The sequence below is a fragment of the Synechococcus sp. NOUM97013 genome (assembly GCF_014279815.1).
GTDB lineage: Bacteria > Cyanobacteriota > Cyanobacteriia > PCC-6307 > Cyanobiaceae > Synechococcus_C.
In genome coordinates, this window is the sequence record NZ_CP047941.1 from 1,475,270 (window position 1) to 1,498,071 (window position 22,802).

Sequence of the window (22,802 nt, forward strand, 5' to 3'; positions counted from 1 at the left end):
GCTCCGTGACCAACATCACAGCTCCAGATGACTGAGGTCATTACCTGGGTTGTTGATTGCGGAGATGGTGAGTGCATCGAGAGGGAACAACCCTCCACCGCTTTCAAACCAATGCCTGCTTACGGCGCACTTAACAGCAGCTTCACTGCCAATCCCAACCTCAACAAACCTGAAGCCGATGGCTTCATGAAGCTCGGCGACATCGCTGGTGACGACCGCTTCAAGCCAAGTCCTGGCGGTGACTCCCTAACCGGTGAAGATCGTCCAATGAATGTCTGGACCAATGGCAGTGCCACATCCTTTGAAGATCAAACGACTCAGGACTTTGATTCAAACGATGTGGTGATCGGCGTTAAGGAGAACATCGACTGGACTGCAGCTAATGGTGGTCCTGGTTCGAGTTACCTGACAGCAAAGGCCGCCAGCAAAACCAATGCTTATGTCGATGAGGATGTGGATGGCTTTATGAAGCTCGGCGACATCAAGGGCGAATTACAAACAACTGACCTAAGAGGCGATAACCGCTTTGTCATCGAGCCCGTCAACCTTGTGCAAGGTCTTGTTTCAGGAGGAATGAACGATGCCGAAGCCATCGGGCTGGATTCATCCAGCGTTGATATCGTAAATAACCTCGTTAGCACCATCGACCCTGGCGGTTCACCAACTGTTTTCTAGAAATCAACGTTATTGCAACACCATCGCCTCATCACCCCGTCGGAAGGCGGGGTTTTTCATTGCTAGGCAGCTGATGAAATTCCTAACAAGAGTCGATCAGCTCTTTTTGCCACGAGGGTCTGCAGCAACGGGAAGCCAACATGACAGCCAAACAAATCACCAATTGAGGAGAAGCATCGACTCGATCAATCACCAAGGGACAAATAGTTTGTGCGAGAACGCCCGTTCATGCTTGATACAGAAATCATGAGCGATCGTCTCAGCTATTTCACGGGGATCCTCTGCCAGAAATCCAAACGATGCCGTGTAAGTGCCAAAACTACAGTTCACGAAAATTGCAGTCGACAGAGGAAGTCCGTTATCGGCCTTGGCTGGGTCGTCGGCAGTTGTAATCGAAAGTGCAAACTCAACGGGATTATCCTCCGACTGCGCATAAGTGATGGTTAATGGTGGGTCACTCTGGCTGATCAGACCGGATTCAATCGTCGATGCGGGCAGCCCCTGCGCTTGTAAAGGAGAACTCAAAGCAAGCAAGGCGATCAGAACTTTGTTCATAGCGCTGTCCACTTGATCTATTGATTACTCTGCACGCTGGCAAGGAACGCTGAAAAGACTGGTCTCTGAGCACAGCTGCGATTTGATCATCCGGGTCACTGAACGTGCGCGATCACACGACACCTTCCCAACAAGTTGACACCTGCGCTTTGCCTGTAATCACTGAGCACAGGCCAACAACAGATGGGCGATGACCAGTTCCAGTGGATGGGGCCTGCACCTAGAGCGGCTGCACAACGGCATCGGCAACCTTCAGGCCTGAATCGCCCGAAGCGACCATCCTTGAGACAGCTTCACCACGGTGCCGCGATGCCCTCCCTTGATTTCGATGGCGAGTACGGACGCACCTACCGCAAGAGCATTCAGGACTCGATCCCCGGCCACAACGTTCTGCACGAGATCGCCAGAGCTGCGATCCAGGCCACAGCCAGCGATGCCCAGCGGGTGCTGGTGGTGGGTCCAGGCCCGGGCGATGAGCTTCCCCCCCTTCTCAACGCCTGCGCTGACGCTGCAGTGACGGTTCTCGAGCCCAGTGAGCTGATGCTGGAGCAATGCCGCAAAACCGTTGCCGATCACCCCGGCAGCAGCCGCTGCCGCTTGCTGCTCTCCTCCCTGGATGAGGCGCTCAAAAGCGAACTGAAAGGCGCCCACTTTGATCTGGTGGTGTGCCACAACGTGCTTCACCTGATGCCAAGCGAAGAGCAGAACGCGATGTTGCATGAACTGACGCAATGCACAGCGGATGGCGGGGTGCTGTTGCTGAGTTCTTACAGCGAAGCGGAGGACGACGAGAGTCAACGTGAGGTGTTCAATGTGGCCTGGCAACGACTACTCGACCGGGGCGTACCCGAAGAGACGCTTGCAAAGATCAAGGACAGTCGCAACACCGTGGTGTTTTCCTTGGATACCAGTCGGCTCGTTGCTGGGCTGAAGCAAGCCGGTTGGCGTGCACCTGTGCAGCTTTATCAGGGATTGTTCATCCGCCTCTGGCTGTGCCGAGCCGGCAATCAGGCTGAAGCGGCTTCACCAGAGACATAAGCCTGCAACTGTCCCACCAGGGTCTGCACTAAACGGCTGCGGGCCTGACGGGAACTCCAGCCCATGTGGGGGCTGATCCACAGATTGGGGGTGTCCAGCAAGCCCTGCAGTTCAAGGCCGGGAGGTTCCACCGGCAGCACATCGAGAGCGGCACCAGCGATCTGGCCGCTGCGCAGGGCCACGCAGAGATCGTCGCAATTCACCAGCCCGCCGCGGGCCATGTTCACCAGCCGGGCGGTTGGCTTCATCCAACTGAGCCGCTGGGCATTGATCAGGTTCTGGGTCTGCGGCGTCAGCGGCGCATGCAGGCTGAGCACGTCGGCCTGACGCAGAGCTGCTTCCAGCTCGGCATCGCTGCTGCGGCTGGTGAGGCCGATGCACTGCATCCCGAAGGCCTCGCCGATGGCCAGCACACCACGACCGATGTCACCGGCACCGAGCACCACCAGGGTCTGACCCTCCAGTTCATCGAACTCCGGTTCGATCACCGAAAACACCGGGCTGCGCTGCCAGACACCCTGGCTCACATCCCGCCGCCGCTGATCCATGGCGCAGCAGAGCTCGAGGATCAACGCCCAGGTGATCTGCACCACCGAGGCGCGGCTGTAGCGGCCGGCGTTGTGCACGCGGATGCCCAGCTCCTGGCAGGCGGCATGGTCGATCTGATCGGTGCCAGTGGCGGCCACGCAGATCAGGCGCAGCTTCGGGAGCTGACGCAACAGCTCCCCATCCAGAGGGATCTTGTTCGTGATGGCTACTTCGGCGTCGCGCAACCGCTCCAAACGCTCGTCGTTGGCGGTGGATGGCCAGGCCGTCAGCTCACACCATTGCTCGATCGGTGCCAGATCCACGGGCCCGAGGCTGAGGGCATCCAGAAAGACGGCGCGGGGGAGCTGCCTTCCAACTGCTGTCTGCTGTGCATCCCCCGTCATCGGTCTGTGATCGCTTTCATTGAGTTTGGGGGTAATGGCCCCCCTAAAGCTCAATCCAATTCGCAGTCTTCCACCTTCTGTCGAATCGCTCGCAGCAGCTCTCGAATCCATTCCTCATTGGATGAGAACCCACCGCTATGACGTTCACGCCGTGCCTCAAAGAACAAACAACAGCGCAGCTCGGTGAGCGTGGTTGGCGTTCCGCTATTCGCCAGATCGGCGCATGGGGTAAAGCCGCCCATCACCTCGTAACCGTTGATGGTGTGGGCGAAGCGTTCCCATCCCCAAAGCTCTGCCTCCGGATCAGGGATGCGCTCCAGCAGCAACTGCTCATTGGGAATCAAGTGCAGTGGCATGCCCAATCCAGGGGAAATGACCTGAGCTTCGGTGGCACGGGCAAACAAGACATCCCTCGAATGAGGGAGACATCACCCCCAACACCCCACTCGTTTGGGTGATGCGAATTCCAAACAACCGACAAAGAATGAACAGACCAAAATGCAGCCATGCCCACGCGCCTGATCACACCCAGCCAGCTGTCGCTGTTCAGCATCAGCCCCGTGATTGGTGCCTGGTGGGAGGAGCTGCAGGCGCAGAAGCTGTTTGAAGGCAGCAAGCCAGCGGTGAGTGAGCTCGATCAGCAGCTGTTTGCCGATGGCCTGCGCCACGAGCAGGTGCTGCTCACCAAGTTGGAAAAAGCAGGCCACAGCATTGCCCGGCTGCCCGGCAAACAAACCGACGCCGACTACGCCGCCACCCGTGAAGCGATGGCCCAAGGAGTGGAGTTCATCCACCAGGCCTCGCTCTGCAACGACGAAATGCGCGGCAGTGCCGACCTGCTCAAGCGCATTGATCGCCCCTCGTTGCTGGGGGAGTGGAGCTACATCCCGATCGAGTGCAAGCTCGCCAGCAAGCCGAAAACCACCTTCCTGGTGCAGGCCTCGGCCTACTGCGAACTGCTCACCCCAATGCTGGGGCATCTCCCCGATCAGTTCGAGCTCTACCTGGGCGGCGGCAAGTTTCAGCCCTATGGCACCGATCAGTTCTGGGCTTGGTACCAATTACTGAGGCAGCGCTACCGCCGGTTCCGCGAAGGCTTCGATCCAGCGGTAATTCCTGAGGATGCACCGGGAGATCACGGCAGCTGGTCGACATTCATCGAGCAACGGCTCGAGGAGGCCCGCGATCTGATGCTGGTGGCGGGCATGCGCCAGAGCCAGCGCCAGAAGCTGCGCGCTTCTGGCATCAGCACGATGGAAGATCTCGCCGCTGTTCCGGCTGGCACCGCCATCGCGGGCCTGACTGGAGAAGCCCTGCATGAGCTGCGCCAGCAGGCCGAACTCCAGCTGCAGCCATTGGATGCTGATGGCCGACCGGCCTATCGCCTGCGGCCTATCGAATCAGGCAAAGGCCTGGCGGCTCTGCCGGCGGCTGATGCCGGAGACATCTGGTTCGACATGGAAGGCATCCATGACCCGGTGGGCGGCAGCAAACTCGAATACCTCTTCGGCGCCTGCTACCGCAACACCCCAGAGGGGGAACCGTTGTTCAAAGCGTTCTGGGCCCACAGCGAAGCGGAGGAAAAACGCGCCTTCGAGGGATGGGTGGATTGGGTGGAAGAGCGGCGCCGGCAGTTCCCAGGCCTGCGGATCTATCACTACGCCGCCTACGAGAAAACAGCGATGCGCCGCCTGGCACAGCAGCACGCCACTCGCGAAGCCGAGATCGATGGGTGGCTGCGCGGCGAACTGCTGGTGGACCTGCTGCCAATCGTGACCAGCTCGATCGTGCTGGGCGAGCCCAGCTACTCGATCAAGAAGGTGGAATACCTTTATATGGATGCCCGCCAGGCGGGGGTGACCAATGCCGGTGATTCCGTGGTGGCCTACCTGCACTGGCAGAGCTCCGGTGAACCCGCCATCCCAGGCGATGCGCCAAATGCCAGCCCGAAGCTGCAGGCGATTGAGGACTACAACCGCGAAGACTGCGAGAGCACCGTCTTCCTGCACGACTGGCTGCTCAAGCTCAGGCGTGAGCAAGGCCTGCCGGAGCAACCGCTGCAGCTCACCACAGACGAAGAGCAGGAAGCGCGGGAGGCCTATCCCCTCGAACTGCTCAGCCAAAGGCTGCTTGATGAACTCCCCGACCCACTCACGGACCCTGATGCAATCGGGCCACGGGGCCTGAGCTGGCGGGCCCAACAACTGCTAGCCCAGTTGCTGCCCTTCCATCATCGCGAAGCCAAGGTGGGCTGGTGGGCCTACTTCGATCGGAGGAACAAAGCGCAGCTCAGCCCCGATGCACTGATCGATGACGGCGAAGCCATTGCCGCTGCTGAGTGGACGGGGGTGGAGGAACGCCCCAGCGCCCGCACCGGCGCCGACATCCACCACTTCCGTTTTGATCCCAGCCAGCCGCTGAAGCTGCATGGCGGCGAAGGCGACAAGCGCCTGCAACTGGAGCTACCCGATACGGGCCTGAAGCTGGATGTGGATGCACTTGATGCCGAGCAGGGGCGGGTGAGCCTGAAGCTGCCCTGGAGCAAACGCGATCAACGCATAGCCAATGGTGACGGCGACGGCATCCCCAAGGGCCCCACCAGCCTGATCAAGGTGCCGGCCGACATCAGCAAATCGATCAGAGCAAGCCTGGAAGAACAGGCTGAAGCCTGGATCGATCGCAACCAACGGCTCCCAGCTGCGATCCAGCAACTGCTGGAACGCCAACCGCTGCCCGCACTCAAAGCGCTCAACGACGAACTCAAGGGCGATGCCAACCGGGTGAGTGCACTGATAACGGACTTTCTCGCCAGCCACAGCGGCATCACCCTGGCCTTGCAGGGGCCACCGGGGACGGGTAAATCCACCGTCACTAGCCAGGTGATCGCGCAGCTGGCCCAGCATGGAAAGCGGATTGCGATCAGCTCCAACAGCCACGCCGCCATCAACAACCTGCTCAAAAAAGCCAAACGCACCTGCGCGGACGCTGGGGTGAGCGGCCAGGTGGTGAAGTGCAGCAACTCCAAAGAAGAGGCGATGGCCGATGCAGGCATCGCTGTGATGAAGCCAGGCCAGTTAGATGAGAGCTCAGCTGTGGTGGGCGGCACCACCTGGATGTTCTGCAGGGAAGAGCTCGCTGATCAATTCGATCTGCTGGTGGTGGATGAAGCCGGGCAGATGTCGCTCGCCAATCTGCTGGTGATGGCGCGCTGCGCCCGCTCAATCCTCGTGGTGGGCGATCAACAGCAACTGGCCCAGCCCTCCCAGGCCGATCACCATGGCGACTCGGGGCAGAGCTGCCTGGAGTTTTGGATGCAAGGGGAAGCCGTGGTGCCCGACGATCGCGGGGTGTTCCTCCCCACCAGCTGGCGGATGGAGCCAAGCCTCACGGCGATGGTGAGCGAGCTCTTCTACGAAAGCCGTCTGCAAGCCAACCCAGGGAATTGCACAAACTGCATCACCTGGCGCACGGCCTGCCAGGGCAGTGATGGCTCGCTATACCCAGGTCAAGGACTGGTGTTTGAAGCGGTGGAGCACAGCGGCAGAAGCGTGCATGCCCCAGAGGAGATCGATCGAATTGAGCAGCTGGTGGATGCACTGCTGGGCAGCCGTTACGCCATTTCCCGCGGCAACCGCACAGAAGAAGGCGTGCTTGATGCCAACACCATCCTGGTGACAGCGCCATACAACTTGCAGGTGAACCGTCTGCAGCAACGGCTGCATGGCCGGGCACGGGTTGGCACAGTGGACAAGTTTCAAGGGCAGGAGGCCCCGGTTGCGATTCACTCGCTTACAGCGAGCAAAGGTGATGACGCCCCGCGCGGTGTTGGCTTTCTGCTGGAGCCCAACCGCCTGAATGTGGCGATCAGCCGGGCGCAATGCCTTTCGATCGTGGTGGGCTCGCCCGGCCTGGCCAGCGGCGTTGCCAACACGGTGGCGGATGCCGAACAGATCAATCGGTTGTGTGAGGTAATGGGCTGATGAGTAATTTTGCAATGTCGACTGATATCAACGAGCTGAGCAATGAAGTTATTCCGCTAATCCCAGAGGACGGCAGAAGGGTCAGCAACGAAGAAATACAAGATGCGCTCGAAAAAGCAGCTGGCGAGCCGGTTAGCGATATGACTCTGAAACAAATAAAAGCTCGGATCATTGAGCTGGGGATAGCAGAAGCAGCGAAAGGGCCAGGGGGTGGACTCAAAGCAATTGGGGTCGAAACCCCATCCAAGACAAGCAGCAAAAAGGCAGAGAAAAAGATGGCCACAGCCAAGAGCACCAACTCGGACAAATCACTGGAATCATGGATTTGGGACGCCGCTTGCTCAATCCGTGGTGCAAAAGATGCGCCGAAATACAAGGACTACATCCTCCCGCTCGTTTTCACAAAGCGGCTCTGCGATGTTTTCGACGACGAACTTGACCGAATCGCGGACGAAGTCGGCTCCCGCAAGAAAGCCTTCACCCTGGTCGACGCCGACCCAAAACTCGTCCGCTTCTACCTCCCCTTGAGGCCAGAAGATCCTAATCAGCCGGTTTGGTCATGCATTCGCAAACTCACTGAACAGATCGGTGAAGGCGTCACATCGCACATGCGAGCAATTGCTAGCTCTAATCCACTGCTCAAGGGCATCATCGATCGAATTGACTTCAATGCCACAACCCATGGCCAACGCGACCTAGATGACGATCGCCTCTCCAATCTCATCGAGGCGATCAGCACTAAACGACTCGGCCTAAAAGACGTCGAGGCCGACATTATCGGCAAGAGTTACGAATACCTCATACGCAAGTTCGCTGAGGGTGGCGGCCAAAGCGCCGGCGAGTTTTACACCCCTGGGGAGGTCGGGGAAATCATGGCTCGCGTTCTCCTGCCCGAGCCTGGAATGGAGATCTACGACCCAACATGCGGATCTGGCAGCCTCATTATCAAATGCGAACTCGCCATGCAGGAGCTTCAAAAAGCCACTGGTGTAAACAACTATGCACCGCTGAAACTCTTCGGCCAGGAGTACGTCCCTGAAACCTGGGCCATGGCCAACATGAACATGATCATCCATGACATGGAAGGCCAGATCGAGATCGGCGACACCTTTAAGAACCCCAAGTTCCGAGCCGAGAAGAGCGGCAAACTCCGCACCTTCGATCGTGTCGTCGCCAATCCCATGTGGAACCAGGACTGGTTCACTGAAACCGACTATGACGCCGACGAACTCAGCCGGTTCCCAGCAGGCGCGGGCTTCCCCGGCAAATCCTCCGCCGACTGGGGCTGGATCCAGCACATGCTCGCCAGCCTCGATGAGCAGGGCCGGGCCGCCGTCGTCCTCGACACCGGGGCCGCCTCACGCGGCTCGGGCAATGCCGGCACCAACAAGGAAAAAACAGTCCGCCAGTGGTTCGTCGACCACGACCTCATTGAGAGTGTTCTTTACCTACCAGAGAACCTCTTTTACAACACCCCCGCCCCTGGCATCGTCCTCTTCCTCAATAGGGATAAGCCCAAGAACAGGCAGGGGCAGATTTTCCTGGTCAACGCCAGCCAGATCTTCGAGAAGGGCGACCCCAAGAACTACATCCCTGAGGCAGGCATCAATCGCATCACAGCCACCCTCATCGAGTGGAAGGAAGAGGAAAAACTCAGCCGCATCGTCGACCTCGAAGAGCTCAAGACAAACGACTACAACATCTCCCCAAGCCGCTACATCCACACAGGCGACGCCGAAACCTACCGGCCAATCGGGGAAATCGTCGCTGAGCTCGAGGCTATCGAGGCGGAAGCCAAGGAAACCGACAAAGCCTTGCGGGAGATTCTGGAGCAGATCGGGATATGAACGAATGGCCAGATTTCCAGCTTCCTGAGGATTGGACCCTCGTTCGGATAGACGAGCTTGCCACTACATTGAAGGCTGGCGGAACTCCTAGTAGAAAGAACAAGGATTACTTCGGCGGAGAGATCCCTTTCGTCCTGATTGACGATATGACAAGCAGCGGCATCTATTTAAAGTCGACTAAAGAAACTTTGACGCAAGAAGGCCTGAACTCCTGCAGCGCATGGGTAGTTCCTAAAAACACAGTCCTTTTGTCGATGTATGCGACGATCGGAGCGACGGTGATAACGACGTTTCCGGTCGCCACAAATCAGGCAATCCTCGCAATAATCCCTCGAGAGGACTGCGACAGAGAATATCTCTCCTTCTGCTTGCAGGCACACAAGTCGCATTTGGCTCGTCTAAACGTCGAATCAACCCAGAAGAATATCAACAAGGGAATCGTCTCCTCATTCTCTATACCAATCCCGCCACTCCCCGAGCAGAAAAAGATCGCGTACATACTTTCGACTGTGCAGCAAGCGATCGAAGCCCAGGAACGGATCATTCAGACCACCACCGAGCTCAAAAAGGCTCTCATACACAAGCTCTTCACCGAAGGCCTCCGCAACGAGCCCCAAAAGCAAACCGAAATCGGCCCCGTGCCAGAGAGCTGGGAAGTGGTGGAATTGGGGTCACTGTTAGCTAAACAGCCTCAAAACGGCCTCTATAAGCCAAAGAAAGACTATGGCGCAGGTACCCAAATTCTTCGAATCGACGACTTCAGCAATGATGGTGATGTCGTTACCCATGCAGGAAACGTCGTCGCGTTAGCTCGCACCGAGATCGAATCCTACGGATTAGAAATTGGCGATATTGTCATCAACCGAGTGAACAGCCTCTCTCATTTGGGCAAGACAGCCCTGGTCGGAAAGATCGACGGCGAGATGGTATTTGAATCGAATATGATGCGGTTCTCGGTCGATAAGTTAAAAGTTCAGAATGAATATGTATTCAAGTTCCTTAACTCGCCACTGTGCAAGAAACAGATTATCGGGTCTGCAAAGCGGGCGGTTGCGCAGTCAAGCATCAACCAGGGTGACGTCAAATCGATCCTCGTTCCCAAGCCTTCGCTTGCGGTGCAAGCTGAGATTGTTGCGGCACTAAATGCCACCGAAGCAAGAACGGCCCACGCGTCTGACAAAACCAAGGTCCTCCGAAACCTCTTCCGCACCCTCCTCCACGAACTGATGACCGCAAAGACCCGCGTTCATGAACTCGAACTTAGCGAGGAGGCCGTCGCATGAGTTTGCTGAACATGAGCGAAAAACCGGCGTCAAAGAAATTTCTTGGAATCGGCTGCCTCTATGTTCTGAATCTCTCAGACCGAATATTCAGTGTCTTCGCCCAAGAAGCCGCAAGTTTCGAGATTCAGGCTGACGATTGTACGACTCACGGGACGTCGAAAGAGAAGAAGTTCCGTGCCTTTTTGAACGTCGAATCTAATTACCTTGTTGGGAGTCTGCTCAACGGATTAATCGGAGAGAATAATCAGGTTCATGGCAAAGTTACTGCATTAACAGACCCCCGTAAGGCAAAAGTAAGTATTAACGATTTAGACGCACACCTTGTTTCAAAACGATAGAAGTTGACTATGCCAACTCCCGGAGAACACAAAACTGTCCAAGCCCGGATCCTCGAATACGCCGAGGCCACCGGTTGGTCGATTGTGTCCCGCGAGGAAGCCGAGCAGCGGCGTGGCTTTGAGACCAACCTCCCTCCTGCCGAACGCGCCAAAGGCTGCTCTCTCTTTTTCGACAACCTGCTTGTCGAAAAGGTGCGGGAATTTAACCCCCGCTACAGCGACGGCAAGGGCGCATTGCTCGGGGAGTTTCAACATCTCCATAACAATATCTACGGCAATCAAGAATTCGTTGAATACCTGCGAAACCATGGGAAGTTCTTCGATCACGAAGAAAACCGCGAGCGCGACCTGATCCTGATCGATTACGACGATCCGAAGAACAACGTCTACGAAGTCACTGAGGAGTGGGCCTATGACAACGGCCACTACGGCACACGGGAGGATGTGGTTTTTCTCATCAACGGCATCCCTGTGCTGGTTATCGAATGCAAGAACGCCAGCAAGGATGAGGCAATCGCTCTCGGTGTGGACCAGATCCGTCGTTACCACCGCGAGACGCCCGAGCTCTTTGTCCCCCAGCAGCTCTTCACCGCCACAGATGCCATCGGCTTCTCCTACGGGGTTACATGGAACACGGTGCGGAGAAATATTTTCAACTGGAAAAACAAGGAAGTCGGCAACCTGGAGGCCAAAGTAAAGAGCTTCTGCGCCATCCCTCAGCTGCTCGCCTTCCTGAAGGATTACATCGTCTTCGCCGAGAAAGACGAGGAACTGAACAAATACATCCTTCGTCAGCACCAGACCGGCGCGGTTGATGCCGCCATCGTCCGTGCCTTGCAGCCAGAACGCACCCGCGGCCTCGTCTGGCATACCCAGGGCAGTGGCAAGACCTTCACCATGATCAAAACGGCGGAGAGACTGTTCCGAGAGAAGGCGGCCGACAAGCCCACCGTTCTCCTAATGATCGACCGGAACGAGCTGGAGGATCAGATGCTCAAAAACCTCGCCGCGCTGGGCCTAGGAAATCTGGAGCACGCCAGCAGCATCGCCAAGCTCAACCAGCTCCTGAAAGACGACTACCGAGGCATCGTGGTGTCGATGATCCACAAGTTCCGCGACATGCCAGCGGATCTCAACACGCGCTCAAATATCTACGTATTGATCGATGAAGCCCATCGCACCACTGGCGGCGACCTCGGCAACTTCCTTATGGCCGGCCTGCCTAACGCCACCTTCCTCGGCTTCACTGGCACCCCGGTGGACAAAACCACCTACGGCAAGGGCACCTTCAAGACCTTCGGCTGCGAAGACGACAAGGGCTACCTGCACAAGTATTCCATCGCCGACAGCATCGAGGACGGCACCACCCTGCCGCTCTACTACCAGCTAGCCCCCAACGAAATGCTCGTTCCCCACGAGACGCTCGATGAGGAGTTCCTCTCCCTCGCCGAGGCCGAGGGCGTTGCCGACATCGAGGAGCTGAATAAGATCCTCGAGCGAGCGGTGAACCTCAAGAATTTCCTCAAGGGCAAAGAGCGCATCCAAAAGGTGGCGCAGTTCGTCGCCCAGCACTACCGCGAGAACGTCGAGCCACTTGGCTACAAGGCCTTCCTCGTCGGCGTCGACCGCGAAGCCTGCGCCCACTACAAGCACGCCCTCGATCAGGTCCTTCCGCCTGAGTATTCCGAGGTCGTCTACACGGGCAGCAACAACGACTCAGCCCTGCTCAAAGAATTCCACCTCGATCCAAAGAAGGAGCGGCAGATCCGCAAGAGCTTCTGCAAGCTCGACCAGCAGCCCAAGATCCTGATCGTCACCGAGAAACTCCTCACCGGCTTCGACGCGCCTGTGCTCTACGCGATGTATCTCGACAAGCCGATGCGCGACCACACCCTGCTCCAGGCGATCGCCCGGGTGAACCGCCCTTACGAGAACGAGGCCCAGGAGATGGTGAAGCCTCACGGATTTGTACTCGATTTCGTTGGCATCTTCGACAAGCTCGAGAAAGCCCTCGCCTTCGATAGCGAGGAAATCAATGCCATCGTTAAAAACCTCAAGCTGCTGATGGTGCTGTTCCAGAACAAGATGGAACAGAAAGCGCCCGAGTATCTCGCACTCATCGAGCAGAACTTCAACGACAAGGACGTCGACACCCTCATCGAGCACTTCCGTGACCCTGAACGTCGAAAGGAGTTTTTCAGGGAGTACAAGGCGATTGAAATGCTCTACGAGATCATCTCCCCCGACGCCTTTCTGCGCCCGTTCCTAGATGATTTCGCTTCGCTTTCTGCGATTTACTCCATTGTTCGGAAGGCCTACACGAACACAATCACAGTGGATCGTGAGTTTCAACGAAAAACCAATGCACTTGTGCAGGAGCACATCAGCAGCCAATCCTTCAGCAACCCATTGGAGCCAGTGCTGATCAACAGTGAAACTATTGAACTGATCAAAGCCCAACAGGGGGGAGGCGGCTCCAAGGTGATCAACCTGGTGAAGAGCATCGAGAAATTTGCAGAAGAGAACAGCGACGATCCCTTCTTGATCGCAATGGCCGAACGGGCCAGGCTTGTGCAAGAGAGCTTTGAGCAACGGCAGACCTCCACCTCCGAGGCCCTCGAAGCACTGTTGCAAGAGCTTGAAAAGAACGAAACCCGCAAGCATGAGCAAGCGGAGAAGGGCTTCGATGAGCTCACCTTTTTCGTCTATCGCACCCTCCTTGATGCCAAGGTTAACAACCCCGAGGCCGTGAGCATCAAGATCAAGGCCGCTTTCCTATCCTTGCCTAACTGGAAGCGAAGTGAAAACTCTCTTCGAGAGCTGAGGAAGCAGATCACCTTTGCAATCTATGCCGAATGCGATGAACTGGATCAAGTCACACCGATCGTTGATGAGCTTTTCACCCTGCTAGAGAAGGCGGATCGCATCGGATGACAACAGCCACCAAAGCAGCTTTCAAATCAAGGGTTCACGAATGGGCTCAACAGCTTGAGGTGAATGTGGTGTGGATCGGCATGCGCCCGATGCGAAACAAGTGGGCCTCCTGCTCCACCAATGGACATCTCAACTTCAGCATCGACCTGCTCAACCTCGACCGTTCCCTTTGGGACTACGTGATCGTCCATGAACTGCTCCACTTCAGCGTTCCCAACCACGGGCGGCTCTGGAAGAGTTTGATGCGTGCTCATCTGGGTGATTGGGAACAAGCGGAGCAGGAGCTCAAACGCATCGCCAGCGAAACAATCACACCTAATCAAAGATTGAACAACGACCGATGAAGCCCAGCCGCCCATTCGCGTTACGCCTATTTGTTCCTTCTGGCCAACCAGAAGGCATGCGCATCGTCGAAAAGACGAACTGGAGCGGAATTGGCTTCGTCATACCCCGCTCCCAACTGAAAGAGTTCACCCAAAGGCCAGAAGCCAGCCGTCCAGGCGTCTATCTACTATCAGGGCCAGGGCCTGAAGGAGGGTCTGACCGTGTATATGTCGGTGAAGCTGATCCTCTTGGCCGCCGTTTGGAACAGCATCAAGCAAAAGAATTCTGGACTACAGCTTTTGCATTCACATCGAAAGACGGTTACCTCAACAAAGCGCATGCCCAGCATCTTGAAGCTCAACTAATTCAACTTGCTGAAAAGGCAAAGCGATGTCGATTAGAAAATATTGTTCAAGGCCGCTCCATCTCCCTGGCAGAGATGGATCTAGCTGAGGCTAACGGCTTCCTCGAAGAGCTCCTACTTTGTTGCCCAGTGCTTGGGTTTCGCGCTTTCGAACAGCCTGTACGTAAGACACCAACATCAGACCAGAAGACATTTCATCTGAGTGGGCCAGATGCCTCTGGGAAAGGCTTTGAGTCGCCTGGTGGCTTCACCGTCCTTAAGGGTGCTGAAGCCAGGTCTGAGTTCGTTGAATCCACACCAGCAAATGTGATTGCAGCAAGATCTGAACTGGAGAACCAAGGCGTTTTCATACAGTCAAAAGGCCATTTAAGCCTTGCTCAGGATTACGAGTTCAACTCACCATCCCAAGCTGCTGTGATGCTTTTAGCCCGCTCAGCAAATGGACGGACCAATTGGAAAGACATGAATGGAAAAACTCTAAAGGCCTATCAAGATGAAGCTGCTGCAGCCGCGACCGAGGCAGAGAATCTCTAACTCAGAACCCATTCCAATAAGCCAAAAGAGGGCAAGCCTCATTTTCAAAGCGTATATGTGTCACTCCCCCGCCTGAATCTCCCGCACCACCTCATCGATCTGATCGCTCACATCGATTTCACCGCTCTGGCCCGCCAGCTCCGCAAAGCGCCGGCCCTGCGGCAGCAACCGGCTCTGCGCTGATCCCACCGCTGCGTTGAAGCTCTTGTTCAGGCGGTTCAGTTGGTTGCCGATGTCGTTGAACTTGTCGATGAAGGTGGAGAAGCGCTTGTGCAGTTCCACCGCCTGAGCCTGAATCTCATCGATGTTTTTGGCGATCTCCGCTTGCTGGATCGTCATCGCCAATCCCTTCAGGATCGCCAAAAGACTGGTGGGGAAGGTGAGGATGATGTTCTTGCTGAAGGCGTACTCAAGCAGCTGCGGGTCCCGCTCCAATGCCATCGACAGGGCACCTTCCACCGGGATGAACAGCACCACCCCATCCACCACCTGGCCCAAGGCACTGAGCTTGCCGGCGTAATTCTTCTTACTCAGCAGATCAATGTGGCTGCGCACCTTCTTCAAGTGCTCGGTGAGTGCTGCGTCCCGCTGGGTTTGATCATTGGCCTGCAACGCATCGAGGTAGCTCTCGATCGGTGCCTTGGAATCCACGATCAAACGGCGTGAACCGGGAATCGTGATCACACAGTCCGGCCGGTAGGCACCCTCATCAGTGCCCACATGCACCTGTTCGTCGAAGTCGCAGTAGGCGATCAAGCCCACAAATTCCAGGATCCGGCGCAGGTTCATCTCCCCCCATTGGCCCTTCACATTCGGCGAACGCAGCGCGGAGGTGAGCTGTTGGGCTGCGCCTTGCACGTCTTCACTGCGCTGGCGCAGATCTCGGGTGGTTTCCGCCAGCACCGTGAGCTTGGCGTTGGAATCCTTCTGCAACGCCTCCACCTGCTGGCGCAACTGCAGCACCTCCTTGGCAAACGGCTCGCTCACCGTTTCCTTGGTGCTCTTGAGCAACGCCTCGCGGGAGCCATCCAGCATCTGACCACTCAGCGAGCGGAACTGGGTGAGCAAATCCGTGCGGGCCTGCTCGAGGAACTGGGTTTGGCTCTCCTGGCTCCGCAGCTTCTCGGCCACCTCCGCCATCGTTGCTGTGAGCTTTTCTTTCTCACGGCGCAGCTGATCCATTGCCGCCAATGCTGTGTCGTGCCCAGCCTTCAGCGCATCCCGCTCCTGGCTCACGCCCTCCAGCTGAGTGCGGCTCACCGCCGCCTGTTCGCTCGCCTGTTGCGCCTGCTGCTGTGCCGCCCGGAGCTCGGAGCTTTGCGCGTCAAGTTGCTGGCTGAATTGCGCCAGGCCCTGATCAGCCTTCAGAAGCCGTTCTTCCAAGAGCCGGATCTCGCCGGAGCCATCACCGCTTCTGCTACGGCCAAACATCCGGCTGAGAATGAAGCCGGCAATCAACCCGGCGAGCACACCGGTGATGAACAGAAGGGTGGGAGCCAAAGCTGAACCGTCAGTTGCTTAAGGCTGCACCCAAAGGCCCACGAGGGAATCCCTCAACTGAGGGAGAAATACCGACGTCCGCCTACCTAAGTTGAGTGAAGGCAGAACCAACGTCTCTGAAGAGGATGAACCAATTCAGCGAAGTCAGGAAACACTCAATCCATGGCGGTTCAACTATCAACGCTGCAGCCGATCGAACTCCGTGAGGCCTGGCCCCATGAAGCACTCAACTTCACCCCCTGGCTGGCAGACAACCTGCACGTTCTTTCAGATCTTCTCGGGATGGAACTGGAGTTGATCAGCACCGAGCATCCGGTGGGGTCCTTCAACCTCGACATCTACGCCAAGGATCTGCGCTCCGATGAGGTGGTAGCGATTGAAAACCAGCTGGAGAGAACTGATCACACCCATCTCGGCCAGGTGATGACCTACTTCAGTGCCCTCGAGGCGCGGAAAGTGATCTGGATCGCCAAAGAAATCCGCGAAGAACATCGCGCCGTGATCAGCTGGCTCAATGCCCACACGCAACCGGAATACGCCTTCTTTGGAGTGGAAGTGAGCACAGTGCGGATCGCTGATTCACCCATTGCTCCTGTGTTCACCGTGGTGGAGAAGCCCAACAACTGGGTTCGATCAATCCAACAGCGGAGCACATCCACCAGCCAGGAAACTGCGGAACGCAATCAAGCCTTCTGGCAATCCGCTGTGGAACAGGATCAAGAGCTAGAAGGCATCTACCCAGAAGGAGTAGGCCCTTATGCATCCAACCACTGGCTTGCAATTCCTCGCACATACTTCATCCTTTCCCTAGCACTGACTCGCGATGGAGTCGGATGGTTTGTCAGGGGCCAACTTGGAAGCAAGGATGAGGAAACAGCAGCTGCACTCGGCGATCACTTCTCACTCCTCCAACAGAAGTTGAGTTGTGTTCCGAACAAGCCCTATCTCTCCCGTTGGTTGAAACACGACTGGTCCGAGCCCAATGCCCAATCAACCCTGCTGGAGTGGCTGGTGGCTGAAAAACAGAAAGTGCTTGCAGCTTTTGCGGATCTGAGCTTCTAAAGCGAAAACAGACCAGCAACCTCAGCAGCAGAGCCAAAAAGCCCTGCGCGAGCACCTGAATTGCAACGTCAGTGCCAACAACTGAGTAGACGCTGACAGTATTTGGGTTCACCGCAGGCTTAACAATCGCCTTTGTTGGCACCAAGGTTGACACTTCCCGACGGGTTAAGCAGCGCCCTTTGACTCAGCAAAGTCTCAGAAACAAATCACCCATTCGGGGGAGCAAATCGTCTGGGGTTCCAGCGACATTGATTGCAAAGCTTCATCACCGGATGACCACAGCACAAAAGCACTTCGCACGCTCATCATTTTCCCAGGGTGCCGCAAAGCTCGGTATATCAATTCTGCAGACAGCCAAGCAGCCTGAAAGAGTCTTTCAACACGGCCGGTATTTTGCAATTCCAGGCCAGACCCAACTGGAGAAAGACGTTTTTGAAAGAATCCTCGCCATCCCAAAAGTTCAGGAGATACTGGCCAATCGACCGTCCCAACGATGGCCAGATCTTGAAGACATGGCCGCCATGCCCAAAGGCAGCCTTGGATGGTGCGTTCATCGACGTTTGGAGAAACTTGGGCTTTCTTTTTTAGTTGACCAATCGCACATACCAGAATCCCAAACCGACAAAGAATTCTTGCTAACCAGAGCTGGACGCTTGCATGAAATTCACCACACGATTCTTGGTCTTCCGATCACCGTGGCCGGTGAAGCTGCTGCGACCGCGTTTTATGCAAGCACTGGATCAAACCCCTCTCAAATCGGGATTCTTTCCTCATGGATGCTGCGTGGCGCCTATGAACCCAGTGAGCGCAGGTTGATCTGGGATGCCATCGGTTTTGGCATTGCAGTGGGCCAGGTGGTCCCTGAACTGTTCTCGCCACGCTGGGAAGAGGGATGGGAAAGGCCGATCACCGATTGGCAGGATGAATTGAAAATCAGCAAAGTCCTGAAAACCTCTCCATTTCAGGATGAATTTGCAAACGTCTATGGATTCAATCTCGAATGATTGAGTCCCATCAAGAGTGGGCGCTTCAGCTTCTGGCTTTCAGCAACAGAGCCGAATTCATGCGCCTCTCCTCATGGGAGAGGAAATCACCCCACATGCTGATCAGGAAGCTCAAGGTCTTGAGGGCGCGGACCTGATCGGCAGAACCCGGCGCCGTGTACTTGAAGTCCATGAAGATCTTGTCGGCAACGTTCTGCTGCTCCTTGCAGCGCGAGTCGATCGTCATGCTCAGCCCTCCGGGAACACGACGCCTTCTTTATGGGAGAAGCGCACAGCCCAGAGCTCTTCGTTGGTCATCTCGCCGTTCTTATCCAGCAATTCCGGATGAACAGTTTTGAGCCCGGTGCGGTCGGTCGGCGTCTTGGCGGCAGAGGACGACAAGCGCATCATCCGGAACGCTTGCAGCAGCAAACAGGTGGCAACAGCGGCGTAGGCAAGGGGGAAAAGGCCTGAAAGCACGGATCATCCGCCCGAATATGAAGAAACGTTAACCACTGCTGTGGTCAACCGAGGGCGGTTTTCTGGGGTGAGTGGTCAAGACCGAACCCCACAGGGCGGTTCTCCTGCTCCCCGCCAGCAGGCATCCGCAAGATGCTGAACCAGTCGAGTCATGAAGAGGAACGGAGCCTCTGGGGGTGGGACCCCAGGGGTCTTTTTTTTGGCTCAACCGCTGTTGGTCGCTTTTATGGCTTTGCGAACTTCAACCAGCGCAAAGGCATAAACCCCTGCATTTAAAAACGACCCCAGCTCGACCTGACTTGGCAATCGCGCTGACCACCACCTGCTGCACCCTCTAATTCAACCTCATCGATTGCTGATTGAAGCTCACCAGCATCGAGCGAAAACCCAGCATCTTGAGCAATAGCCATAGCTTTCTCAGCGGTGATGGCAGCTCTGAGCTTTTCCTGCAACGTGGCGTCTGCTTTGACCTGCTCCAGAAACGCTTTGAGTTGATTGTCAGACATGGGAATTCATCAAGCAATTGTTCGTTTGGCTGGTGGCGATGGCAATCACACCAAGCTTCCTTCCAAGGGATCAACCGTGCGTGTTGTTATGGGTGGTCTTGCAGCACATATGAATTCCTCCAGCAGCGACACCATCGAGTTCTTCATCGCTGAGTTCCGTGAACTTATCGATGCTGAATGCATGCCCATGATCTTTAGCGATGGCCACAACATGCTCCGGTGATTTTGCACCCTTGAGCTTCTCCTGAAGGCTGGTGTCGCCTTTCACCTTCTCAAGAAAAGCCTTCAGTTGCTCAAGGGACATGTGAGGGCTCCGCAACGTCAGCCCGGTCATAGCAAGGGTCAGCAGCCTTTTTGAAAATCCCAACCTCCAGCAATGGCAGTCATGGCGAAGGCCTTGAACTCTTCGAGCGTCGCCGTCAACAGTCCAGCAGCTTGGGTTGGCTCGAGCCGTGAATCACCTTGAACAACCCAGATGGGGGAGCGCAAGCCTCAACACCGCTTCAAAGACACCCCAGATGGGTGATGGAATCGGTGGGCAAAGGCGAGATGGTGAAAGCATCCGAGAGAAAACAGACGGAACCGATCACCGCCACCGTTGTCATCGTTGCTGTTTGGACGCCCTTCTATCTGAAGGTTTGCCGCTGGGTCGCAGACCTTTGAGCGTCCTGGTCAACGCAAAGCCCAAGCCTCAGTTTGACGTTCAAAGGCTGCTGACAACTGGAGCCAGAGTCATCGCCAGCACAGCTGCAACCAAGGACATCAACCAGGCCACCAGCCTCTTGCGCAAAGCCACTGGACGTGGGTCAATCCCCGTGAGAATGACCACGCTGGCATTGCCGAACAGCCTGATGGCGACAGTGATCAACGCCAGCGCCAGCAACCGTATTTCCACTCTCAGCAGACACGTCGCAAGACCATTCAAAGCCTGATCAACCAACTGGACAAGCCGGGCTCCGACGCGGAGGATGCCCCCAACACCACTGTGGATGCACCGAAATGCGTCGAGCCACCAAAAGCGTTCTCGCTGTGGGCTGCCTGCTGGGCATCGGAATGGTCGGCATCCCGGCACTGGCCCAGATGCGCGGCCCCCGGATCAGCAGCGTGCGCGATGTGACCTGCGTGGCCAACTGGGAACGACGCTTTCAGATGATCAGTCTGGAGACGTGGGAAATGACCATGGGCCCCAACGACAGGGATCCCTTCATCTTTCGGGAAACCAGTCGATCCCAAGGAGCCATTCGGCTTCAGTCCGTGCACAACAGGCGCTTGAAAGCCGTTCTCAACCTGGGCCGTCAGCGCATCAAATACATCATTCCGGGCCAGGAATACGACCCGCTCTACTTCAACATTCAGAGCTACAACATCAACGGTGGCGGCTGCTGACGCCGGCGTCAGCCCTTGTGGCGCAGGTGGTTGAAGCTGGGCACCGCATTGCCGCGGGCGCGGGTGATCGCCAGAATCAGCCCTCCGATCAGGGCCAGGTTCATCACAAAGCCGCGGTCTACCGGGAAGGTGTGAAAGATCAGCGTGGTGGGCACCAGAAACACCAGCAGCAGTGACGCACCCAGGGTTGTGTTGCGCCCAAACACCAGCAGCACGGATCCGGCAATCAGCACCGCAATCGCGCAGGCCAGCAGAACTGCTGCCAGCGGTGCCGGGATGCCCTTGGAGGCAATGAACGCAGCTGTCCCGGCGAAGTCGGTGAGCTTGGAAGGCAGCGCATTCACAAACACCGCCGCCATCAGCACACGGCCGAAAACGTCAAAACATTTCGCAGCGTTCATTCGATCAGCGGGCCCAAAGAGCCCTAGGCGTTGTTGGGATCACGATGCCAACCAGGGCCAACGAATGCCAAAGCCCTCCAACGGATCCATCACCAATTTGTTCAGGGCCCGGCCAAGCAGCACCTGCGGCTCATCAGCGCGGATCGGAATCACAGGATGCCGGCGATTACGAGCGGCAGCACCGCCCTGCACGATCCCGCGCCGCAGCAAGGAATTCGCGGCCTCCAGCCCGCACACATAGGCCCGCTCCTGACAGAGACCCTTGGCCCCGAATTCACGCGAGCCCATGCGCACCCAGTCGCCGGCACACACCACAGGCGGCAGTGAGGTTTCCAGCGGCGGACGCTGGCGGAAGCTTCCCGGCGAAAACAACGACACCGAACCCGGGTAACGGCGCACCTCCTGATCCGCCACGCGAGCAGCCTTGAACGCCGGTACCGCCACCGGCAACAGCTCCTGCATCAGACAGTCGACGATCGCCTGATCGCTCAACTCTGCAATGGCAGTGGCGTTGTAGAAGTCGCTGGCGATCACCGAGCCCTGCACCGGCTGATCCCCCCAGAGCGCCGCTTCATCCTCCTGCTGCAACTGGTCGAGCATGAAGAAGGTGGCACCAGAGCCGCGCAGGGCACTGAAGCGCGAGAGCACATTGGCGGGATCGGCAACCGGCACGTGGCGATCCAGCCACAACCGCACCGACACCACGTCGATGGCCCCGAGAGCGCCCGCCGCCACCAGCTCCGGTGCCGCCGCCGCGCAGGCCGGGGAGCCGGCCATCAGCGCCCGCATGCCCTTGGCCCCCACCGCCAGCACCACCGCATCCACATCCTCGATCACCCCGTTGCGGCCCGTCGCCAGCGTTCGCGTGCTCACCGACACCAGCCGCTGACCATCCGCCTCCAGATTCAAGGCCGTGGCGAGCGTGCCGCCCAGCACCTGCAACTGGTGCTGTCGTTGCAGACGCTCGCTCAAGGGTGCGATCAGCTGCTCGGCGATGCTCTTCGCCTTGATCCAGCGCACATCAAAGGAGTCCTGATGAGCGAGGGCGTAGTAGTAGAGCAGCTCCATCGTCACGGCCGCCGACAGCTCCTCCGGCGGCTTGAACAAGCCCACCAGCAGGATCGGCCGCAGGAACTCATCGATCATCCGCTCGCTGATCTTCAGCTGGCGGAACAGGGTCAGCGCATCCATCCCGTCGTAGCGCCGGAACACCGCCTCACTTCGATGGAAATCGAGCATCGCCACCAGCAAGCCGGCGATGCTGAGCCGATCGGCAACCGGCAGCCGCTTGAAGTTGTTGATCGTGGCGAAGGCCTGCCCAAGCGGACTGGGCAGCTGCGGCCCATCGCCGAACACCGGTGCTGTGGCCTCCAACCCTTCCGGAGACCAAAAGGCACTGCTGGTGAACTCGGTGAACACCTGCTTGAGGCCGAGCTCCGCCGTGAGCGCGTTGATGTTGGGGTAGTCCTTCCAGAAGCCGCGGGTGCCCGCCTCAAACGGTTTGCCGCTGGCGGTGGTCAAAGGCGTGGCCCCCGTGGGATCAGCCATGCCATCGAGCAGGGTGACGCGCACCCCTGCTTCACACAGGGCTTTGGCAGCACCCCATCCCGCCCAGCCGGCACCAATCACCACTGCATGGGATGCCCCCGACGCATCGGGCTTGGCGCTGTCTGGCATCAG

The 22,802-nt window shown here is 57.3% G+C and carries 23 protein-coding genes; 12 read left to right on the forward strand and 11 right to left on the reverse strand.

Annotated elements, in window-relative coordinates; genetic code table 11:
* Positions 1–27: 27 nt before the first annotated feature.
* On the forward strand, positions 28–675 hold the full coding sequence (locus SynNOUM97013_RS07900; protein WP_186479251.1) for a hypothetical protein: 648 nt from the start codon (positions 28–30) through the stop codon (positions 673–675).
* A gap of 189 nt (positions 676–864) precedes the next feature.
* On the opposite strand, the gene SynNOUM97013_RS07905 is transcribed toward SynNOUM97013_RS07900, so the two are convergent.
* Positions 865–1,230 (reverse strand): hypothetical protein, encoded by a 366-nt coding sequence (locus SynNOUM97013_RS07905; RefSeq protein WP_186479252.1) that lies wholly within the window; start codon positions 1,228–1,230, stop codon positions 865–867.
* Positions 1,231–1,512: 282 nt separating this feature from the next.
* Between SynNOUM97013_RS07905 and SynNOUM97013_RS07910 the strand changes: the two genes are divergently transcribed.
* The gene (locus tag SynNOUM97013_RS07910; RefSeq protein WP_186479253.1) at positions 1,513–2,268 is read left to right on the forward strand and encodes a bifunctional 2-polyprenyl-6-hydroxyphenol methylase/3-demethylubiquinol 3-O-methyltransferase UbiG; all 756 of its coding nucleotides are present in this window, start codon (positions 1,513–1,515) and stop codon (positions 2,266–2,268) included.
* Here the strand turns inward: SynNOUM97013_RS07910 and SynNOUM97013_RS07915 are convergent.
* Together SynNOUM97013_RS07915 and SynNOUM97013_RS07920 are read right to left on the reverse strand one after the other, a co-directional pair.
* Positions 2,238–3,200, reverse strand: a complete 963-nt coding sequence (locus SynNOUM97013_RS07915; RefSeq protein WP_186479254.1) for an NAD(P)-dependent oxidoreductase — start codon at positions 3,198–3,200, stop codon at positions 2,238–2,240. The two genes, SynNOUM97013_RS07910 and SynNOUM97013_RS07915, sit on opposite strands and share 31 nt — an antisense overlap.
* A 50-nt stretch (positions 3,201–3,250) precedes the next feature.
* A complete protein-coding gene (locus SynNOUM97013_RS07920) occupies positions 3,251–3,556 on the reverse strand; it encodes a hypothetical protein (RefSeq protein WP_186479255.1) in 306 nt (101 codons plus the stop codon).
* Between the two features lie 150 nt (positions 3,557–3,706).
* Between SynNOUM97013_RS07920 and SynNOUM97013_RS07925 the strand changes: the two genes are divergently transcribed.
* Genes SynNOUM97013_RS07925 through SynNOUM97013_RS07955 form a run of 7 tightly spaced genes read left to right on the forward strand, consistent with a single transcriptional unit; the run spans position 3,707 to position 14,804 of the window.
* Positions 3,707–7,180 carry a TM0106 family RecB-like putative nuclease gene (locus tag SynNOUM97013_RS07925; RefSeq protein ID WP_186479256.1) on the forward strand — a complete coding sequence of 1,158 codons (3,474 nt, stop codon included), beginning with the start codon at positions 3,707–3,709 and terminating at the stop codon, positions 7,178–7,180.
* Positions 7,180–9,027: a class I SAM-dependent DNA methyltransferase gene (locus tag SynNOUM97013_RS07930; protein WP_222929817.1), complete on the forward strand. Its 1,848-nt coding sequence runs from the start codon at positions 7,180–7,182 to the stop codon at positions 9,025–9,027. Before SynNOUM97013_RS07925 ends, SynNOUM97013_RS07930 begins: the two co-directional genes overlap by 1 nt.
* Positions 9,024–10,310: a restriction endonuclease subunit S gene (locus tag SynNOUM97013_RS07935; protein WP_186479257.1), complete on the forward strand. Its 1,287-nt coding sequence runs from the start codon at positions 9,024–9,026 to the stop codon at positions 10,308–10,310. Before SynNOUM97013_RS07930 ends, SynNOUM97013_RS07935 begins: the two co-directional genes overlap by 4 nt.
* Complete coding sequence (locus SynNOUM97013_RS07940) at positions 10,307–10,648, forward strand: hypothetical protein (protein WP_186479258.1); 342 nt, start codon at positions 10,307–10,309, stop codon at positions 10,646–10,648. The genes SynNOUM97013_RS07935 and SynNOUM97013_RS07940 overlap by 4 nt, the downstream gene beginning before the upstream one ends.
* 9 nt (positions 10,649–10,657) lie before the next feature.
* Positions 10,658–13,582 carry a type I restriction endonuclease subunit R gene (locus SynNOUM97013_RS07945; protein WP_186479259.1) on the forward strand — a complete coding sequence of 975 codons (2,925 nt, stop codon included), beginning with the start codon at positions 10,658–10,660 and terminating at the stop codon, positions 13,580–13,582.
* Positions 13,579–13,926 carry a M48 family metallopeptidase gene (locus tag SynNOUM97013_RS07950; RefSeq protein ID WP_186479260.1) on the forward strand — a complete coding sequence of 116 codons (348 nt, stop codon included), beginning with the start codon at positions 13,579–13,581 and terminating at the stop codon, positions 13,924–13,926. The genes SynNOUM97013_RS07945 and SynNOUM97013_RS07950 overlap by 4 nt, the downstream gene beginning before the upstream one ends.
* The gene (locus SynNOUM97013_RS07955) at positions 13,923–14,804 is read left to right on the forward strand and encodes a GIY-YIG nuclease family protein (RefSeq protein WP_186479261.1); all 882 of its coding nucleotides are present in this window, start codon (positions 13,923–13,925) and stop codon (positions 14,802–14,804) included. Before SynNOUM97013_RS07950 ends, SynNOUM97013_RS07955 begins: the two co-directional genes overlap by 4 nt.
* A gap of 60 nt (positions 14,805–14,864) precedes the next feature.
* On the opposite strand, the gene rmuC is transcribed toward SynNOUM97013_RS07955, so the two are convergent.
* Positions 14,865–16,304 (reverse strand): DNA recombination protein RmuC, encoded by a 1,440-nt coding sequence (gene rmuC / locus SynNOUM97013_RS07960; RefSeq protein ID WP_255442655.1) that lies wholly within the window; start codon positions 16,302–16,304, stop codon positions 14,865–14,867.
* Positions 16,305–16,466: 162 nt separating this feature from the next.
* Between rmuC and SynNOUM97013_RS07965 the strand changes: the two genes are divergently transcribed.
* Entirely contained in the window at positions 16,467–17,366 is a 900-nt protein-coding gene (locus SynNOUM97013_RS07965; protein WP_186479262.1) for a DUF4268 domain-containing protein, read from the forward strand.
* Between the two features lie 272 nt (positions 17,367–17,638).
* Complete coding sequence (locus SynNOUM97013_RS07970) at positions 17,639–18,370, forward strand: Coq4 family protein (protein ID WP_186479263.1); 732 nt, start codon at positions 17,639–17,641, stop codon at positions 18,368–18,370.
* A gap of 25 nt (positions 18,371–18,395) precedes the next feature.
* Here the strand turns inward: SynNOUM97013_RS07970 and SynNOUM97013_RS07975 are convergent, their stop codons facing one another.
* The 5 genes from SynNOUM97013_RS07975 to SynNOUM97013_RS07995 all read right to left on the reverse strand — a co-directional run bounded on the left by SynNOUM97013_RS07975 (position 18,396) and on the right by SynNOUM97013_RS07995 (position 20,275).
* Positions 18,396–18,596, reverse strand: a complete 201-nt coding sequence (locus SynNOUM97013_RS07975) for a hypothetical protein (RefSeq protein WP_186479264.1) — start codon at positions 18,594–18,596, stop codon at positions 18,396–18,398.
* A gap of 2 nt (positions 18,597–18,598) precedes the next feature.
* On the reverse strand, positions 18,599–18,829 hold the full coding sequence (locus tag SynNOUM97013_RS07980) for a DUF2973 domain-containing protein (protein WP_186479265.1): 231 nt from the start codon (positions 18,827–18,829) through the stop codon (positions 18,599–18,601).
* Between the two features lie 272 nt (positions 18,830–19,101).
* Positions 19,102–19,335: a Nif11-like leader peptide family RiPP precursor gene (locus tag SynNOUM97013_RS07985; protein WP_186479266.1), complete on the reverse strand. Its 234-nt coding sequence runs from the start codon at positions 19,333–19,335 to the stop codon at positions 19,102–19,104.
* Positions 19,336–19,405: 70 nt separating this feature from the next.
* Entirely contained in the window at positions 19,406–19,639 is a 234-nt protein-coding gene (locus SynNOUM97013_RS07990; RefSeq protein ID WP_186481521.1) for a Nif11-like leader peptide family natural product precursor, read from the reverse strand.
* A gap of 399 nt (positions 19,640–20,038) precedes the next feature.
* Positions 20,039–20,275: a hypothetical protein gene (locus SynNOUM97013_RS07995; RefSeq protein ID WP_186479267.1), complete on the reverse strand. Its 237-nt coding sequence runs from the start codon at positions 20,273–20,275 to the stop codon at positions 20,039–20,041.
* Between the two features lie 59 nt (positions 20,276–20,334).
* Here SynNOUM97013_RS07995 and SynNOUM97013_RS08000 point away from each other — a divergent pair, with 59 nt between their 5' ends.
* Positions 20,335–20,721, forward strand: coding sequence for a hypothetical protein (locus SynNOUM97013_RS08000; RefSeq protein WP_186479268.1), 387 nt, complete (start codon positions 20,335–20,337; stop codon positions 20,719–20,721).
* Positions 20,722–20,729: 8 nt separating this feature from the next.
* Here the strand turns inward: SynNOUM97013_RS08000 and SynNOUM97013_RS08005 are convergent, their stop codons facing one another.
* Positions 20,730–21,122, reverse strand: a complete 393-nt coding sequence (locus SynNOUM97013_RS08005; RefSeq protein WP_186479269.1) for a DoxX family protein — start codon at positions 21,120–21,122, stop codon at positions 20,730–20,732.
* A 39-nt stretch (positions 21,123–21,161) separates the two neighbouring features.
* Positions 21,162–22,799 carry an FAD-dependent oxidoreductase gene (locus SynNOUM97013_RS08010; RefSeq protein ID WP_186479270.1) on the reverse strand — a complete coding sequence of 546 codons (1,638 nt, stop codon included), beginning with the start codon at positions 22,797–22,799 and terminating at the stop codon, positions 21,162–21,164.
* Positions 22,800–22,802: the final 3 nt, after the last annotated feature.